The organism is Synechocystis sp. CACIAM 05, from assembly GCF_010222815.1.
GTDB lineage: Bacteria > Cyanobacteriota > Cyanobacteriia > Cyanobacteriales > Microcystaceae > Synechocystis.
This window is the reverse complement of record NZ_CP019225.1, coordinates 3,296,193-3,312,553: the sequence shown is the minus strand read 5'-3', so window position 1 is coordinate 3,312,553 and position 16,361 is coordinate 3,296,193. Positions and strand designations below refer to the sequence as shown.

Here is a 16,361-nt window from a genome sequence, read left to right as displayed (position 1 = left end):
TTGCTCCCAATTCAGATGGCGAGAGCACTTCCCCAAGCTAATCAACCCCCAGATTCAGGTAAATAGTGCTGTTGCTAATGGAAGTGGAGCCGGGCTCTTGATTAATGGTTAGGGATCGTAAATTTTTAAACAGAGGTTTGAGCGATAACTCCAACACCCTCAGCACGGGTAATTGTTGGCTAAAAAATGGTTCTCCCCTCTGCCAATCGAGGTAAACGTAACTGTCTCCTGGCAGGGTGGACAATGCTTGTTGAAATTCCGGTTGATCGGCCAAGGAAGGACTGGTTTGGTCCAACACTTGGGATAAAGCTTCGAGGGAACTGGCCAAAATTACCCGATCGCCTACTCGGCAATGAACTCCCCTAACTTGGGTTTGTAGGCTGGTAATATTCTGCTTTGCCAAGGTTTGCAGGCTAGTCCAGGCCAATACCCGTTGCCCATCCAGGTCCAAAGTTGATAATTGGTAGCCAGCGGCGATCGCCAATTGATCTAGATGTTCTAAAGCTAAGTCAGTGGCGGCGGTATCCAAGTCCTGGGCAGCAAATACCCAATCATTTTGGCTCGGATTAGTTTTGGGCAAAAAGATTAATTGATAATCGCCTTGCACCCAAGGAAAAATATCAGTGGTTAAATCTAAACCTAGGGGCTGTTGCCAATCATGAACTAACTTGCTTAATGCCTGTTGTAAAGGACTATGGGGGGCTAAACCCGTGGCCAACTGTTGCCATTGTTGGGCTAGGTTTTGACCATTAATTACCAAGCTACTGCTGGGAGGTAAGTTAACTAAATTGGTTTTAATGGCAGTTACATTTTCCGCCTTTTCCCCTGGGTTATTGCTAGGTACCCCCGTCAAAGCAGTGTGGGCCACCAATCCCTGAGCTTGGAGAGATAAAGCCACTGTTAAAGTTTGTTCGATCGCCGTTTGGTCAGAATTTTTATCAATAGCAGGTCGCTGGCCAAGCCAAGCGGCAAGGGCAGGAAAATTAGCATAAACTATGCCCAATTTCGGGTTATCTAAACTGGCCAGGGCCTGTTGATAAGTTTCGGTTTGGGCCAGACTGAGGGAAGGGGCCTGCAAACTATTTAACGCCTGGCGCAACACCTGGGGATGATTGGCAAATAAAACATAGTCCCCCACCACCGCACTGGCCAGTAAATTGCCATTGGGCACTGGGTTAACGGGGTGCTTATAGGTAATTTTGACTCCTTGGTAACGGTCAAACACCAGATCCGTATCTCCGGCGATCGCCGCAGTAGCGTAGGACAGTTGCAAAAATTCCCGACTCAGTTCTGGATCCTGGCTGTGGACCACCAGTAAATATCCCGGTTGGGCTCCATTGCTCCCATTGTGGTCGTAATCCAAATCCGTCACCGCGAGGGTAACTTCCTCCCCTAACCAGGGTTTCACCTCTTTGCGATAATCCAGCCCCGTTTTAGCAAGCAAACTCTGCTCCAACTCGGCCAACTCCCGGTGGGATCGACGCCGCCGCCCAGGATTAACTGCCAATTGGGTAAAGGCTTCCAGGCGCTCGGGATTAACCAGCAAAGACACCATAATGGGTGACTGGCCAGGAATTAACCCTGGGGCCATGGGACTACGGCTCACCCCTCCCTGGGCTAAATTAAGGGGACTGTGGCCTAGTACCAGGGCAGTACCCCAGCCAGCTAAAGCCAATAAAAAAATTGCAACGGCGGCCAGTAGAACGAAAAAAGAACGGGGTTTCACAACGGACTGATACCCTCTTGCGACAATTCCTTCCCATTATCGGGGCTGTCGGCGGCCTTGCCCGATCTTTTTAGTTGTTTTGGCGGGAAAAGTTTCGGGGTAAAGCTAGTGAGGAAAAGCTGTCTGAAACAGGTTCCGCAAAGTTAACCTCCCGTCTCTAGTCCGCAGCCCAGGGTTTCCCAGCAATCATATCTATCGGCAATTGTGGGATTCAGCCGATAACAATCAAGCGCGAAACTGGTTTTTAGGGATGGGTTTAAGAAGATCGAATATTTTTTGGGGGACTTATTTTGTTTTTTTTTCAGCAAAATCCAGCGGTAAACTATCAATCTCAAAGTATTGGTGAAACTTGTCGGTGATTTCCAGCCAATAGGAGCGTCCTTCCGTTTGCTTTCTTTTGCGGACAAAACCCGTTTCCACCAATTCCTGCACCTGTTGGTACGCTCCACTGCCCCGTAGTTCGATCAAGTCTGTTTGCAGTAGGGGGGATTTAATGGCGATCGCCGCCAAGGTACGGAGGCTAGCAGTGCTGAGATCGGCGGGGACAAAATCTTGGATCAGATGTTGAAAGGCGGCCCGGAGTTGCAGGCTGTAACCCTGGTTAGTTTCCACAATTTCCAGGGCACTGTCCCGGTGGGCATAGTCCTCCATCAACTCCATCAGGGCATCCTCTACTAAGGCCTTTTCCTGACCACTAATGCTGACCAAGTCGGCGATCGCCACTGGTTTAGCCTGGAGATAAAGGATCGCTTCAATGGTGGTGGCAAGACGCATTAGCAGGACAAATTATCGAGGTTGTTTATTTGTTAGCAAGGTCTAGCGGCCAATGAGTTTCATCGCTTGGCCAGGGCATTGCTTGATCACTTCCGGCCGTAGTTTTTGGCGAACATTATCGGCATTTAGCAAATCACGACTACCCACTTCGGCGATTAAATAGGCCCTAGCGGCATCCCTGGCCACATCGGGGGATTTACCTTCACTCAAAGCTTGGCAAACAAGTTTGGCCGCCGTTTGTAGCTGGGTTTGGGTGGGTTCCGTAGCCATGGCCGAAAAATTGGGACTCAGAATCAGAACCAAGGGAGCAACAACGATTAAACCAAGGGATGTCAATGCCCCAAAACGAGATCGATTGCCCATAATAACCTCAGGAATAATTAGTAAAAATTGTCCGTCCGTGGTCTTCAGTACCTAACCAAATAGCCGCTGGAGCCTTTTACGCACCCAGTTCATAATATTACTATCTTCCTCTTCCAAAGTAAGGAGACCCTTGGTGGCCAGTTCTTCTTTGCGGCGCATTAATTCCCCTTGGTGTTCCCCCAACGCATTGATAATAGCTTCACGGAAATCGGGATTGCTTTGTAGCAATTGTTCAAATTGGGGAAATCGCACCACAAACAGGAGAGATTTTTCCTTAGCTTTAACCGAGGCAGTGCGGGGAATGCCCAGCATCAAGGCTAATTCACCAAAGAAACTACCGGGTCCCAAACTCGCCAGCACCCGACCCAGTTTCTCCGTATAGACTTCCACCAGCCCAGAAATGACAATGTAAAAGCCATCGGCTGGATCCCGTTCCCGAAAAAGCACCTCCTCCGATTGCAGGGATTGTAACTGGCCAATTTCCACCAACTGGCGAATTTCTAACTCGTTTAAGCCACTGAAATAGTCACTCGATTTCAAAACCTGACTGAGGGAAATGGTCGGTTCTTGGGGCGCTGGGTCAGACAGGCTGGGCAAATCCAAATCCGGGTGAAAATATTTGGCGATCGCCTCGGGATTTTTAAGCCAGAGTTCCCTTTGGGGCCAAGGGATGCCAATGCCATTGCGCTTAAAGTAAAAGCAAATAGTGTAGCGTAGGGCACTAAGAATTTCCGGATGCTGGCCCATGTATTGCTCTTCAATCCAGACCCAAAGCTCAAATTCCAACGCATTGTCACCAAAATTCTGGAAAATCACCTGGGCCGGGGGAGTTTTGACCACACAGGCTTGGCTATAGGCACACATCAAAAGGGTTTCCGTCACCAACACCGGATCAGTGCCATAGGCCACCCCCACGGCCACGGTCAAACGCACCGTTTGCGTTTCGTAATGATAGTTAATCACCTGATTTTCGATCAGTAGACTACTGGGCAAAATTACTTTGGAGCCATCCTTGAGTCCCACCACCACGGCCCTGGTGGATACTTCCCGCACATAACCCTGAATGTTCTGAAAGCGGATATAGTCGCCAATTTTGACCTTTTGCTCCACCAGCAGAGTTACCCCACTAACAAAATTACGGGTCACATTTTGCAGACCTAAACCAATCCCTAGCCCAAGGGTGCCCCCCACCACCGTGAGAGAAGAGAGGTTAATGCCACTGGTTTGGAGCATGGCAATGAACAAAAAAGAACCCAAACCATAGCTCAACAAATTGGCCACAATGTAGCGGATGCCTTGTTCATAAATAAAACGCCGTAGAACAATGCTCCGTAAAACTCGATTGAGATAGTGGGTTAAAACGAATATGGCTAGGGCGGATAGGGCCAACTGGAATAAATCCAAGAGGGAAAGTTGGGTGCGCCCAAAACTTAGGGTGGTGGCGTCGAGGGTATCAAAAATTTTGGCGAAAGCAATGGCAACAAAGGGCATGAAAATTCCATGAAAGTTGACAAAGGGAAGTTTCCGTGGATAAAACCGGAAATATTGGGCAATTTGACGATAAATCCGCTGGTTAGTCCTAATTTTCCGGATTAATCTATCTCTGGATAGACGCGGAAAAACCCCTGAAAGTCGAAAGTAGAAGGAGGGATAGGCTGAAATTGGCCATAATTTAACTCAGTTAGCTAAATTACGGAACAAACAGTCATTTACTCTTAAAGGCTAACCATTGCTTCTAATAAATACCTAAGCGATCATTTCCCCCTCTCCTCCCATTTCCCATCCACCCTAATCTATGGAAATTCAACTAATCAACATTGGCTTTGGCAATATTGTTTCTGGCAATCGGGTTGTTGCTATTGTCAGTCCAGAATCCGCTCCCATTAAAAGGATTATCAGCGATGCCAAGGAACGTAGTCAGTTAATTGATGCCACCTATGGCCGACGCACCAGGGCTGTGATCATTATGGACTCTAATCAGGTGATTCTTTCGGCTATTCAACCGGAAACCGTGGCTAACCGTTTTGTGGTGGATAAGGATTTTAAAGAAAATGCGAAAAAGTAATTTGTTAATTTGCTGAACTCTAACGTTGACCTCCTCCTGAACTTTGCAAAACCTCCCAAAGTCTGTAAAAAAGGAGGAGGTGCTGCCGGTACGGAGGTCAAAATATTTGTCGCTCCCTAACTGTAATAGTTGGTCAACATCGCCCCAACCACTAACCAAGGAAAAAATTGAGACGAGGCGTGAGTAAGTCCCCATTTTGTCTCCGCGTCAGTAACTGACAATGCCAGACCATTGCACTTCCTTGGTGTGGGTACGGCGATAGGAGAAAAAAAGTTCTTCCATTTGGAAGGTACAGTGGGGGGCCACAGCAATCTGTTCCTGGGCAAAACCTAACTCTAACAGTTGCAGTTGATTGATGCGACGCACATCAAGGCGATATTTTTCCGGTTCCCTATCGGGTAGAACGGGCGGAGTGGCTACATTGCACAGGTAATCCCATTGCTGTCTCTCCGTGGCCAACTGTTGCACTGCCTGCACACTTTGCCCCACTTCCAAGGCTACCCAGGGATCGACTTGATATACTTCTCCGGCGATCGCCGGGCCTAGGGCAACCCGTAAATCCTTTAACTCACTACCCAGGGCCAGAAATCTGTCGATGGTTTTGGGCACAATTCTGGCTTTGGTCCCCCGCCAGCCTGCATGAATCGCCGCCACCCGTTTACCAATCAAATCGCCAATCAATACTGGGGTACAGTCCGCACTGGCCACCCAGACCCCTTGGTGGGGAGCGTCGCTAATGATTCCATCCGCTGGGGGATGGGCACTGTCTGGGGCCAAGGGAGTTTGGCCAATTTCCGTTGCCGTTAGGGTTACGTCCCCATGAACCTGTTTGACCCGGAAAGCTTTTCCTTGGGGATCAAGATAGGTGATCAGTTGTTCGGGCAATTGGGGATAGAAGGCTCTGGTGAAAAAGCCATGGGGCCAGGGAGCCAATAAAGCACAGGTGAGATAGGGTGAACCATTGATGTTCTGCCATCCCCAGAGATTGTCCCCCATTGTCATCGGTCTAGCCAAAAAAGTTGTGATGTTTGTAGTGGTTTTAATTTCGACTGCGGATCAAAAGTGGTGTGAGTTTCCGCTCTAATTCGTTGAAGCAAAAGCTTATTTTTAATGCCCATAACCTAATTTCACCTGGTAATCCTACCATGGCCCAAGTTCTCCGTAAATGCGTTGATCCCCCTAATTCAGTCGGGGAAAACGTAAATTGAGCAAAATTGATTGGACATAGTTCAAAAAGCTATTGGCCTGACGGGCCTGAAGCCAAATTTTCCCCTGGCCAGTGAAGCGGCACAGTCTACCCTTACCACCCCACACATCCCCCCGTAGGCGATCGACGGCGAGCCCCTCCTGTTTAGTCATTTGGTAATCCAGGGTATCTTCAAATGCAACAATGTAATCGGGGTTATAGGCCAGATCGCCGTTCATGGAAACCTGCACCAAACCACCATAAAGACTGAACCACAAATCCCCCTGTCCGACTAAACGCAATAAAAAACTCTCACTATCGTTATAAAAATGCTTCATACTGGCGAAATTAGTGTCAATTTTCACCGTTGGTTGGCAGGCCAGGAAGTTATCTGCCCGGAGATAAATACCTTTTTCTGTGGTTAAAAAATAATGACAAATATCCCCCGGTAGGGCTGGCGCCAATTGCAGGTGGCCAACGCTTTGTTCCGCCGTAAATTGGTTAAGAAATAGGGTATCTGTCCCTAGGGCTTTACGGAGGACATCCAACAATCCCCCCCGCAATTTGTTAACAAAGAGAACAGAACGGTCCATGGCAGTGACTACATTGGCATCAACAAGGACAATTTGACCGGGCTTCAGGGTCAGCTCCAGGGTGGCGTACAGGGCATGGCCATTAATGCTGTAGGGAAGATTAAATTCATCATCTGTAGGACGTACCTGGTTATCTCCCCCTGCTTCCCGGGGATGGGCAAAGAGATGTTGGGTGTAATCCTCTTCCAAATCCTCCTCAGGGTCGATCTGTTCTAGACTTTCTTCGAGCTTTTCTAGGGATTCTTCTTCCATCATGGCGGGCAGATTTCAGTTACAGGGCAATGGTATTAGTGGTTTCGGTTTATGATTTAGCGCAGTTTGAAGTTTTCCGGTTTGAGTTGGCGACCCACTTCCCGAGCAAAATTCCGAGGACCATGGGTTTGGCAAAAAATTGTACCTGTGCCACTGAATTCATAGAGGATTTCTTGGTTGGGCACCAGACGTTTGGGCCAGGGACGCAACTCTTGATACGGCTTAACTTTGAGGCTGTTATCAAAGGCCACCACATGGTCGGAGTTGACGATTTGTTTGCCATTCACTTCCAGGGAATACATAGCCCCAAAGGAGCTGATTAACACATCTCCAATGCCCACTAAACTCAGCCAGGAATAGGGTTCTTTCTTGGCGGCGGATTTGTAGCCCATGAAAATGTCCACCTTGCCATCGGATGCTAGGTAGGAGCTTTGGCGGACAATTAATTTCCTCCCGCCCAGTTGATAGTGCCCCAGGTTTCCCACTAGGGGAGGGGCCAGGTAAATTTCACCGCCATTTTCCCCGGTTCGATAATTGTTTAAAAACATGGTTTTAACTTGATTGCCCCGGCTACTCTGTTTCCCTGCTCCATCGCTAGTGCGCCGCACGGAACTTTGCACCGTAATGTCCGGACTCATGGCAATTAAAGAACCATGCTGGGCTGCTAATTCTTCATTGGCCTCCAGAAGTACCCTGGCGATCGCCGTTTGGGGGGAATTGAGAAGTTTAATGTTCATAGGGCAGGCAAAGAAAAAATCAGCGCAGTCGGAGCCGGATAAAACGGCCTAAACTGCTCAAGCTACGGGATTGCCAATAGAGGTTGCCGGAGCCCTTTAGAAGGGAACTCAGCCCCCGACCGGACTGCAGATCACCAATAATGCCCCGGGGAAAATTAACTTTGAGCTTGAGCTTGGGCTGAAACGCTACTAAATGAGAATGTTCCACCACAAAACTCTGGGGGCAGGACAACTGGTTAAGGGTGCCGTAGCTACCAAGGAAGACGCGGCCTTTACCTTGGAGTTTCAAACCGAATAAACCCTGCCCCCCCCACCAACTGGATAGACCGAGCCAATACACCCCCATATTGACGCCGCTGGTATGGGCAACATGTACTCCTGGATTGATGACTATGCCATTTTTGGGTAAGTCTAGCCTGGTCAAATTTCCTGGTAAGGCTTTGCCTAGGGTAAAACTTAACGGTTGATCGCTGGGATTATGGATGGCATTAACCATTAAGTTTTCTTTACCCAATAAAAACCGAGCCAAGGCCCGGAGCCAGCCTCCACCACAAACCCGACTAACGACCAATCCCCCATCCATGCTAATTAGGGAACCGGGGTTAATGTAGAGCCGTTCCTTGGGTTTGAGCGTAACGGCCAACACCGAGTTGGGATAGTGGCGAATTTTGTAGAGCACGGCTCAGCGGGGGGCAGAAGAACAACAACGGAGCAAAATTGATTCTATTTTTAACTAGTTAACCCCAATCTATACCAAACCAAGCCCAATTTAACTGGCCTTAAAGCCTAAAGTTAATGGTCTACGAGAATAATGGAAAAGTAAGATTTTCTAGAGAAGAATCTTTTTGCAATCCTCTTTCCATCCAGAAGACTTTTGCTAGATCTTTCCTCATTACGGACGACAGGGGCATTAATGGGCATTTTCGTGCTTTTTACCCATACCCAGGTATGCCTATGCCTCCAGAGATAAATAAGTTGACCTTCGCCAGGGAACAATTCTAGGCATACACTAGGGAGCAGTGTGAAACGTGTGAGGATTGTGCTATGAACTCTTTCTGGCGAACTTGTCGTCAAAAGCATTGGTTAAGTAGAAATTTATCCAGGCCCAGGTTCAGAAAACGCCGACTATGGTCGTTAATATCTCTCCTCGCTCTGGTTATGGCCAGTAGCACCTTGACCATTGCTTTGGCCTCCAATAACCAGGTTGCTGCTCAATATGCTCCAGTGGCTACCAGTTCCACCAACCCTTGGCAGTATGCTTCTTTCCCGGTGGAAAATTTCCAGCAATATACTTCTGGGTTTGGTCCCCGCCGAGCCCCCACCGCTGGAGCGAGCACTTTCCACAATGGCTTGGATTTGGCTGCGCCCCTGGGCAGTTACATACGCAATTGGTGGCATGGCACAGTGGTGGAAATGTCCGACCATACCGGTTGTGGCACCATGGTTCGCATTCAGTCTGGCCCTTGGCAGCACACTTACTGTCATTTAATGGGCGGGGTGGAAGTGCATCAGGGACAAAGGTATTTGGTCGATCGCCAGGGGGGCATTGTGCTCCAACAGGGCCAACAGGTGGTGGCGGGGATGCGCATTGGTCGGGTGGGCATGACGGGAAGAACCACAGGGCCCCATCTCCATTGGGAACTGCGCCATAACGGAGTTTTAGTCGATCCGGCTCTGGTACTACAGGCCATGTACGGGGGAGCAACCTAGCCCAAATGGGCCAGAATAGTCCATGGCCCTGTTTTTCAGTTTTCCCTGCCCATGACCCCAGATTTACTCCAACAATTGCTCACGGCGATCGCCAGTGGTCACATCAGTAGCCAAGAGGGTTTTGAGCAGCTTAAACACCTCAGTTTCCAGGCGATCGATGATTTTGCCAAAGTGGATCATCAGCGGCAACTGCGGACGGGCTTTCCAGAGGTGGTGTGGGGTCCAGGTAAAACCCCAGAACAAATTGAGCAGATTATCCAGGTCTTAGCGGTGCATAATCCGGTGGTGCTAGTGACCAGGGTGGAGCCGGAGGTGGCGGATCTGCTTGGCGATCGCATTCCTCTATTGCAGTACTATCCCCAAGCTCGCATTTGTGCCCTGGTGCAAACCCCTTTACAAATTAAATATTCCGGTACCATTGGCGTTCTCAGTGCAGGCACAGCGGATTTACCCGTGGCGGAGGAAGCGGCCATTACAGCGAGCCTCTGCGGGTTCAAAGTGGAGAAACTCTGGGACGTGGGGGTAGCTGGCATTCACCGACTGTTGAGCCATCGAGAATTAATTCAAGCCATGGATGTGTTGATTGTGGTGGCGGGTATGGAAGGGGCCTTACCCAGTGTGGTGGCGGGGTTAGTGCACTGTCCTGTGATTGGCGTACCCACCAGCGTCGGCTATGGCACCAGTTTCGGCGGCGTGGCTCCCCTGTTAACCATGCTCAATTCCTGTGCAGTGGGGGTGGGGGTAGTCAATATTGATAACGGCTTTGGAGCGGCCATGTTAGCAGGACAAATTCTCCGCACGGTTGATCGCCTGCAATCAAAATCAACTATGGCCAACGGTGGGCAGGGCGGCTAAAAATGCTTCCACGCAATGGCGAGCTTTATGGTCTAATTTCGTCCAATCCACTTCCCCTTGGTCGTTAAATAAGTCCTGGTCTATTTCCACTGCCAAAGCCTGATTATTCTCCGGCAAGTTATCCCCAAAGGGCTGGGCTTGGTAATTGGCAAAGCAGACTTGAAAGCATAAATCCCAAATGTTAACTCCGTAGGTTTGCCCCTCATTTTCTAGGATTAATCGATGACCTGGTATGGGTTCCTGCACCTCCTCGTAGCGACTGCGCCAGGGACAGCTTTCCAAACCTTGCCGCAGATGGTCAATGGTGCGAATCAGAGCTGGTTGCATCAGGCAATCTGCCTGTTCCCAGGCCTGGACAGTGGCAAATTCAGGTTTCATTGGTTTGATAAATTGAGATGTTTTGCGTTCAACCCTGCCATGGTACCAGTCACCATAATCCGGGGTTATGGAGTTATAGGGAGACTGAAGGGGATTTTTGTCGGTTAGAAGACTCTGTTTTTAAAGTTTTTAAAATAAATTCCTTGGTGAAAGTCAACAGACTCAAACAGCCTAAAGCCGCAGGGTCAAACCCAAATAGGGGCCATTCAAATTCAGGGAAAAGTCAAAACCATCGTCGTCACTGCCCTGTCCATACTTCAAACTATAAAATTTGTAACCTAGCTGGATGGCCACATTTTCTCTTACATAGTAATTTAGTCCTAAAATGGCGTTCCAGTTCCAGTCCGCCTCCCCCGATAGGTCAAAGCCGGACACATCCCCCCGGAGCCAAAGGGCTAAAGCATCCGTCAACTGCACCCCAAATTTTCCCCCCACTAAGGGATTAATCCAAGTGCGGCTAGCGGTTTCGTTAATTTGAAATTGTCCCCCCAGGGAAACTAGGGAACTATCGTAGCGGTAGTTAGTGGTCTGGTCCAGGGCAAAGCTGAGATTGATCAACCTGGCTCCGATGTAGGGTTCAAACCACCACTGGGGATAACTTCTGCTCTGGCTTCCTGAACCGTAAACAGGACGGACGTCGCCAAAATGGTAGCTAATGGCTAGATCAACGGTAGTTTCGCTGACGGATAGCTCGGTGTTGGTATCAATGGTTAAATCCCGTTGCCCTGCCCCGTAAAGTTCAGCCTGAATGGCGGCAATTACTTGCTCTTCATTGGCCAAAATTTGGTCTAATTTGGCTAAATCTTGTAAAGCATCAGCAAAATTTGCATTATTTTTGAGCGATTGCAACTTGGCCAGTGTTTCTTGCAATTGTATCAAGTTTTCCTTGGCATTACTGTCTTGGAGGATTTGAATAATTTCCCCTAAATGGGAATCCTTAATTTTCTCTAGATTGGCGATCGCCTCCCGCACTTGTCCCACTTTTTCCCTAGTTTCCGCCAATTTTTTCTGCAATGCCCCTAGATCTTCCCTGGAACGAAGATTAGCAATGCGCGTTTGAATTTCCGTCTGTAGGGCACGCACTGCCTCCAACTTATCCTGGGCAGTTTCCATCCGGTCGATGATATTTTCCAAAGTGGAACGGTCCCGATCGCCTTCAATTTCCTTTATTTTATCTATCCCCCCCAGGGCGATTTTGGCTAAATCCCGACGGTCAATTTCTTCCAAGGGCAATGTGGCCAGCAATTCTCTAGTTTCTTCCCTCAGGTTTTGCAACTGGGCAGCAAAGGTTTGAATTTCCGTCACCCGTTGTTGCACTCGGTCCTCCAGACGATCAATAGAACCAATGGCATTGTCCCGAAAACCCTGGGCAGCAGCTAGGACGGTCTGGAGTTGAGCCAACTTTTGTTCAATTTCCCGTTCCCCAAGGTTGCCCTCCTCCAACGTTTTTTTCAGTTCTTTAATTTGTTCCGCCCAAGCCCCAATAGCTTCCCGGTCAATGGCATTACCCAAGGCTTGCAATGCTTCAATTTTGGCCGAAGCTGAGGTGATCGCCTCCATTAACTCCTGGCGATCGGGAGCTGCATTGCGCACCAGTTCAAACTCAGATTGAATTTGGTCTAGACTTTGGTGAATATCACTTTTATTTTGCTGTAAAATATCAGACTGGTCGACAAGAATGTCACTAATTCCATTCAAACGATTATTGATATCTGTGTTGAGTAAATAATTAATTGGACTAAAAGATGCTAAGCCAGTAAAACTGTCCCGTTGATTGGTGGTAGCTCCCTGCAAATTATAATAAAATCCATCCAAAATAATGCCCCAGTTACCGTGCCAAGCTTCGACTCTTCCCCCAGCATAAACTGTTAATTTTTCCAGTATGTCCGCAGTGGTAAGGTGATAATCACCCTGAACTCCCCTAATTCTGGCTGACCCATAGGCATTAATGGGTAGGATGGCACCGGGGGTAATAAAAATTTGCCAACCGTCATTTTGGGCAGTGTCAGCTATTGGGTTGGGGCTAAGCTGTTCACTATTTTCTGTGTTGGTCGACTGTTGGGTAATACTCTCCGGATAGGAACTTTTTTCTGGATTTATGGCTGGCAAAAAATCTTGTTCTCCTTTTTTTGTTGGCTCAGTTAATGCTTGGCTTGTAAGCTGTACCAACTGTGTTGACTGGCCCCTTAAACCCTCCGTGGTTACGGTGCTGGAGGTCAAGCTATGGGAATAATCTACGGAAGTTTGCCATGGCTCTTGATTTGATTCAACGGCTCTTAAATCGGCAATATTTTCTAATATAAATGGCTCTAATCTGATTGTCTTTTCCAATGGGAAGTCATCATTTAATTCTGCCGTGGTAGGGGTAAAGTTGATAAAATTGAGAACTTCATTGGCTAAAACAGGGCAGGGAATTATTCCTGGTAAACTGAACGTAGTGAAATAAAGTAGCCAATGAAAAGGTTTCATATATTTTAATAGTCAAAAATAGATCAAAAGATATTGAACCGGTCTGAATAAATCAATTAAATATAAACCACTTGATTAACCAATGACAAATAGTTGATCAGTCCGCTAATTAAGGGCCTGTTTTGCAAACCCCCCTGACTTCCCAAATTTGGAGAAAAACTGAATGGAATTTTCCTAGTATTGCCGAAGCCTTAGTCAGGAAATTTGGGGATCGAAATAAAACTTTGTAAACATATTCTAGGTTAAATTATGGCTAATGCTGCCAAATGTATATGATTTATTGATATTTTTTAAAATAGTACTCCCAAGGTAAATTGCCTGAGAATGTATTGGAAGAGTCTAGAAGTGATAATCAATTGTTCCTATCCGTCCCATCAAAAAGGAAGATTAGCAAAAATTATTTATTATCAACAGAGTTTCAGGGGGTCGGTTGAGAAGATGGACTAAAAGCTTATAAAAGGGCCTGAGGTAACGCCTATTATAATCAAGCTATCAAACGTTTTAGTAACTTAACTATTTTTTAAAATGAAAAACCATTTTCCCCCATTGAAAAAACTTTCTGTCCCCGCTACATTTTTTTTGACCTTTGCTTGCCTAGTTTATCCAGGCGAGAATGTCCACGCTAATGCCAACACCCCTAACCCATACACAGTGGCTCAAACTACGGCCAGCCCGTCGGTGGCAGTGGAAAATCTGAGCGGTTTTCAAGGCATTATCACTGCCCTCAACATCACCCCTGATGGTAAATATTTGGCTGTGGCTACGGCGGATAACCAAATCACCCTGATTGATTTAGCTAACCAAGAAGTGGTTTATAGCCAAAGGAGTCCCGTCAATAATTTTGCTGATTTAGCCATTAGTGCCGATGGTCAATGGTTGGCGATCGCCGCTGACAATAATGTTGATGTGCGCCGGGTTCGGGATGGCATGAGGGTTGAAACCCTGGTTGGCCACACGGATAAGGTCAGTGGTGTGGCCTTTAGTCCCGACGGAGAAACTGTGGTGAGCGTTAGTGGTGGCGATCGCACCATTCGCATTTGGGAAAGGGCATCGGGCAACTTAATACAAACCCTAGCGGATAACCTCGGCCCTACTACCAGCGTTGTGTTCACCCCCGACGGCAGTCAATTTATCACCGGGGCGATCGGCCAGGACCGCACCATTAAATTTTGGGATGCCAACACCTTTGAATTACTCGGCACTTCTCCCCAACAGCCAGGTTTCATCAACGGCTTAGCTGTGACCCCCGATGGCAGAAAACTGGTAGGAGCGGTGCGGAATTTTGTTAAAGCTTGGAACTTAGCCGATGCCAAAGAGTTGTTTTCCGTCAGAGGCCCCAGTTTAGAAATTAATACCATCGCCGTTTCCCCCAATAATCGCTGGGTAGCTACTGCGAACAAAGAAGGAACCATTATGATCTTCGATTTAGCCAACGGCAAACAGCTTACTACCCTGAGGGGTCACCAAGGCTGGGTTCTGTCCCTAGCTTTTAGTCCCGATGGCAATACCCTCTACAGCGGTGCGGAGGACAAAACCGTAAAAATCTGGGGCCTCAGTGCCCTTGCCCAATAACCAAAGAGTTTTCCTGGGGGTCGAAAAAATCAAGACCCCTGGGGATAAACCCGACCTTTCCAACCGCCCCCCAGGCCCCGCCAATGTTGCCAAGCAGAATCCAGGGTCATGAGGCTATATAATAGGGCAATCAACGGTAGGGTTAAACCCCAAAGCCATGAGCGCCCATAGAATTTCAGGGTCGGGCCATAGGCGATCGCCATTAGCATCCAGGTGAAAGCTCCCAATAGGGCCAGGGGAGCATTGCCCCAAATTATTGCCAACATTAGGGCTATGGGGGCAGTCAAATAGACCAAAGCCATACCAAGCAAAGTCCCCAGTAACAGCAAAGGATTGTAATTCAGTTGGGTATAGGCAGTGCGGCTGACCATCTGCCAAATGGTTTCTAGGCGATCGTAGGGTCGCAAACTCCAATTGTCCCTGGTTAAACCCAACCAGATGGGGAATCCTTCTGCTTTAACTTTTTGGGCCAAGGTGCAGTCGTCAATTAACGCTTCTTTGAGGGCCGCAATGCCACCAATGGTTTGTAGGGCTGACCGTTCCATGAGAATACAGCCCCCCGCCGCCGCCGCCGTTTGACGTTGGGGATTATTAACTAAAGGGAAAGGATAAAGCTTTTGAAAGAAAAAAATAAAGGCTGGAATTAGCAATTTTTCCCAAACACTCTCACAGCGCAACAGCACCATCAGGGATACCAGGGCTAAATTGTCCCGTTGGGCTTTTTCCACCAAGGCTGCAATGGTTTGGGGACCATGGGCAATGTCCGCATCGGTGAGAAAAATGTACTCCGGCCAGGAATCTGAACCTTTTTTTTTCAACTGTACTGTTTGCCATCCCTGTTCCACGGCCCACAATTTTCCCGACCATCCAGGGGGTAACGGCTGCCCCGACACCACTTCCAGGCGATCGCCATAGCCCAAATCTTTGGCAATTCGTTGGGCCACAGCCCCTGTGCCATCACTGCTTTGGTCATCCACCAAAATAATTCTTAACGGGCCAGGATAATGCTGTTGCAACAAACTGGGCAAACTTTGACCCAATACGCTGGCCTCATCCCGAGCTGGAATAATGGCTGCTACGGAGGGATATTCCTGTAAAGTTGATGGGCGATCAAAGTTTAAAACCTGATCACAACGCCAAAAGTTTCCCCAACCAACCAATAGAAAGCACCAAATCAGGCAGGAGATTGCGGTAATTGCCAAGACAAAGGTGACCATTTGTCCGCCTACAAATTCTTTTCTAAATTAGGAGCAAAGGACAAGCTGCAACTACACACCTGGGCAGCATTGGGATTGGTGAAACGAAATCCTCCCCCCATTAAATCCTCGGCATAGTCTAATTTGAGATTGTGGAGATAACCGGCACTCTGGCTATCCACCAGCACCGTCACACCGCCACTTTCATACTCCAAATCATCACCGGTAATTTCCGGCACAAAATCCAAATGGTATAACCAACCGGCGCACCCTCCGGGCCTGACTGCCAAACGAAAATGGTGGCGGGTTAGTTGGCGACTGTGTTGCAATCGTTTAATTTCCTGGGCGGCACTGGGGGTCAATTGCAGCATAGGCTAACACAATGGCTCGAAAAAAAATGGAAAAGTTAGACATAAAGCTCCATTTGCCATACTACCAGGGCGATCGCCGACCTTGGCTGAATTTTTGCTACTTACTACTGGAGA

The 16,361-nt window shown here is 48.1% G+C and carries 16 protein-coding genes; 4 read left to right on the top strand and 12 right to left on the bottom strand.

The window, feature by feature from the left end; translation table 11 throughout:
• Positions 1–37: 37 nt before the first annotated feature.
• From BWK47_RS15520 to BWK47_RS15505, 4 genes are all read right to left on the bottom strand, one after another.
• Positions 38–1,726 carry a DUF3352 domain-containing protein gene (locus tag BWK47_RS15520; RefSeq protein ID WP_162329355.1) on the bottom strand — a complete coding sequence of 563 codons (1,689 nt, stop codon included), beginning with the start codon at positions 1,724–1,726 and terminating at the stop codon, positions 38–40.
• A 285-nt stretch (positions 1,727–2,011) separates the two neighbouring features.
• Entirely contained in the window at positions 2,012–2,500 is a 489-nt protein-coding gene (scpB, locus tag BWK47_RS15515) for an SMC-Scp complex subunit ScpB (protein WP_162329354.1), read from the bottom strand.
• Between the two features lie 42 nt (positions 2,501–2,542).
• Positions 2,543–2,863, bottom strand: a complete 321-nt coding sequence (locus BWK47_RS15510; RefSeq protein ID WP_010874199.1) for a hypothetical protein — start codon at positions 2,861–2,863, stop codon at positions 2,543–2,545.
• A gap of 51 nt (positions 2,864–2,914) precedes the next feature.
• Positions 2,915–4,354, bottom strand: a complete 1,440-nt coding sequence (locus BWK47_RS15505) for a cyclic nucleotide-binding domain-containing protein (protein ID WP_162329353.1) — start codon at positions 4,352–4,354, stop codon at positions 2,915–2,917.
• A 304-nt stretch (positions 4,355–4,658) separates the two neighbouring features.
• Between BWK47_RS15505 and remA the strand changes: the two genes are divergently transcribed.
• Positions 4,659–4,928, top strand: a complete 270-nt coding sequence (gene remA, locus BWK47_RS15500; RefSeq protein WP_010874197.1) for an extracellular matrix/biofilm regulator RemA — start codon at positions 4,659–4,661, stop codon at positions 4,926–4,928.
• 207 nt (positions 4,929–5,135) lie between these two features.
• On the opposite strand, the gene pgeF is transcribed toward remA, so the two are convergent.
• The 4 genes from pgeF to BWK47_RS15480 form a co-directional block, all read right to left on the bottom strand.
• Positions 5,136–5,930 carry a peptidoglycan editing factor PgeF gene (gene pgeF, locus BWK47_RS15495; RefSeq protein ID WP_162329352.1) on the bottom strand — a complete coding sequence of 265 codons (795 nt, stop codon included), beginning with the start codon at positions 5,928–5,930 and terminating at the stop codon, positions 5,136–5,138.
• Positions 5,931–6,107: 177 nt separating this feature from the next.
• Positions 6,108–6,962, bottom strand: coding sequence for a TIGR00266 family protein (locus tag BWK47_RS15490; protein WP_162329351.1), 855 nt, complete (start codon positions 6,960–6,962; stop codon positions 6,108–6,110).
• Between the two features lie 53 nt (positions 6,963–7,015).
• Positions 7,016–7,696: a TIGR00266 family protein gene (locus tag BWK47_RS15485; RefSeq protein WP_162329350.1), complete on the bottom strand. Its 681-nt coding sequence runs from the start codon at positions 7,694–7,696 to the stop codon at positions 7,016–7,018.
• A 19-nt stretch (positions 7,697–7,715) separates the two neighbouring features.
• A complete protein-coding gene (locus BWK47_RS15480) occupies positions 7,716–8,375 on the bottom strand; it encodes a TIGR00266 family protein (protein WP_162329349.1) in 660 nt (219 codons plus the stop codon).
• Positions 8,376–8,854: 479 nt separating this feature from the next.
• On the opposite strand from BWK47_RS15480, the gene BWK47_RS15475 reads away from it, so the two are divergent.
• Both BWK47_RS15475 and larB read left to right on the top strand, forming a co-directional pair.
• Positions 8,855–9,406: a M23 family metallopeptidase gene (locus BWK47_RS15475; RefSeq protein ID WP_020861931.1), complete on the top strand. Its 552-nt coding sequence runs from the start codon at positions 8,855–8,857 to the stop codon at positions 9,404–9,406.
• Between the two features lie 51 nt (positions 9,407–9,457).
• On the top strand, positions 9,458–10,261 hold the full coding sequence (larB, locus tag BWK47_RS15470; RefSeq protein ID WP_162329347.1) for a nickel pincer cofactor biosynthesis protein LarB: 804 nt from the start codon (positions 9,458–9,460) through the stop codon (positions 10,259–10,261).
• Here larB and BWK47_RS15465 read toward each other — a convergent pair.
• Complete coding sequence (locus BWK47_RS15465) at positions 10,229–10,639, bottom strand: hypothetical protein (RefSeq protein ID WP_162329346.1); 411 nt, start codon at positions 10,637–10,639, stop codon at positions 10,229–10,231. The genes larB and BWK47_RS15465 overlap by 33 nt on opposite strands.
• 171 nt (positions 10,640–10,810) lie before the next feature.
• Positions 10,811–13,108: a hypothetical protein gene (locus tag BWK47_RS15460; protein WP_162329345.1), complete on the bottom strand. Its 2,298-nt coding sequence runs from the start codon at positions 13,106–13,108 to the stop codon at positions 10,811–10,813.
• 525 nt (positions 13,109–13,633) lie between these two features.
• On the opposite strand from BWK47_RS15460, the gene BWK47_RS15455 reads away from it, so the two are divergent.
• Positions 13,634–14,680 carry a WD40 repeat domain-containing protein gene (locus BWK47_RS15455; RefSeq protein ID WP_162329344.1) on the top strand — a complete coding sequence of 349 codons (1,047 nt, stop codon included), beginning with the start codon at positions 13,634–13,636 and terminating at the stop codon, positions 14,678–14,680.
• Positions 14,681–14,709: 29 nt separating this feature from the next.
• Here BWK47_RS15455 and BWK47_RS15450 read toward each other — a convergent pair whose 3' ends face one another.
• Both BWK47_RS15450 and BWK47_RS15445 read right to left on the bottom strand, forming a co-directional pair.
• Positions 14,710–15,897, bottom strand: a complete 1,188-nt coding sequence (locus tag BWK47_RS15450) for a glycosyltransferase (protein WP_162329343.1) — start codon at positions 15,895–15,897, stop codon at positions 14,710–14,712.
• An 8-nt stretch (positions 15,898–15,905) separates the two neighbouring features.
• Positions 15,906–16,247 carry an iron-sulfur cluster assembly accessory protein gene (locus BWK47_RS15445; RefSeq protein WP_162329342.1) on the bottom strand — a complete coding sequence of 114 codons (342 nt, stop codon included), beginning with the start codon at positions 16,245–16,247 and terminating at the stop codon, positions 15,906–15,908.
• Positions 16,248–16,361 lie beyond the last annotated feature (114 nt).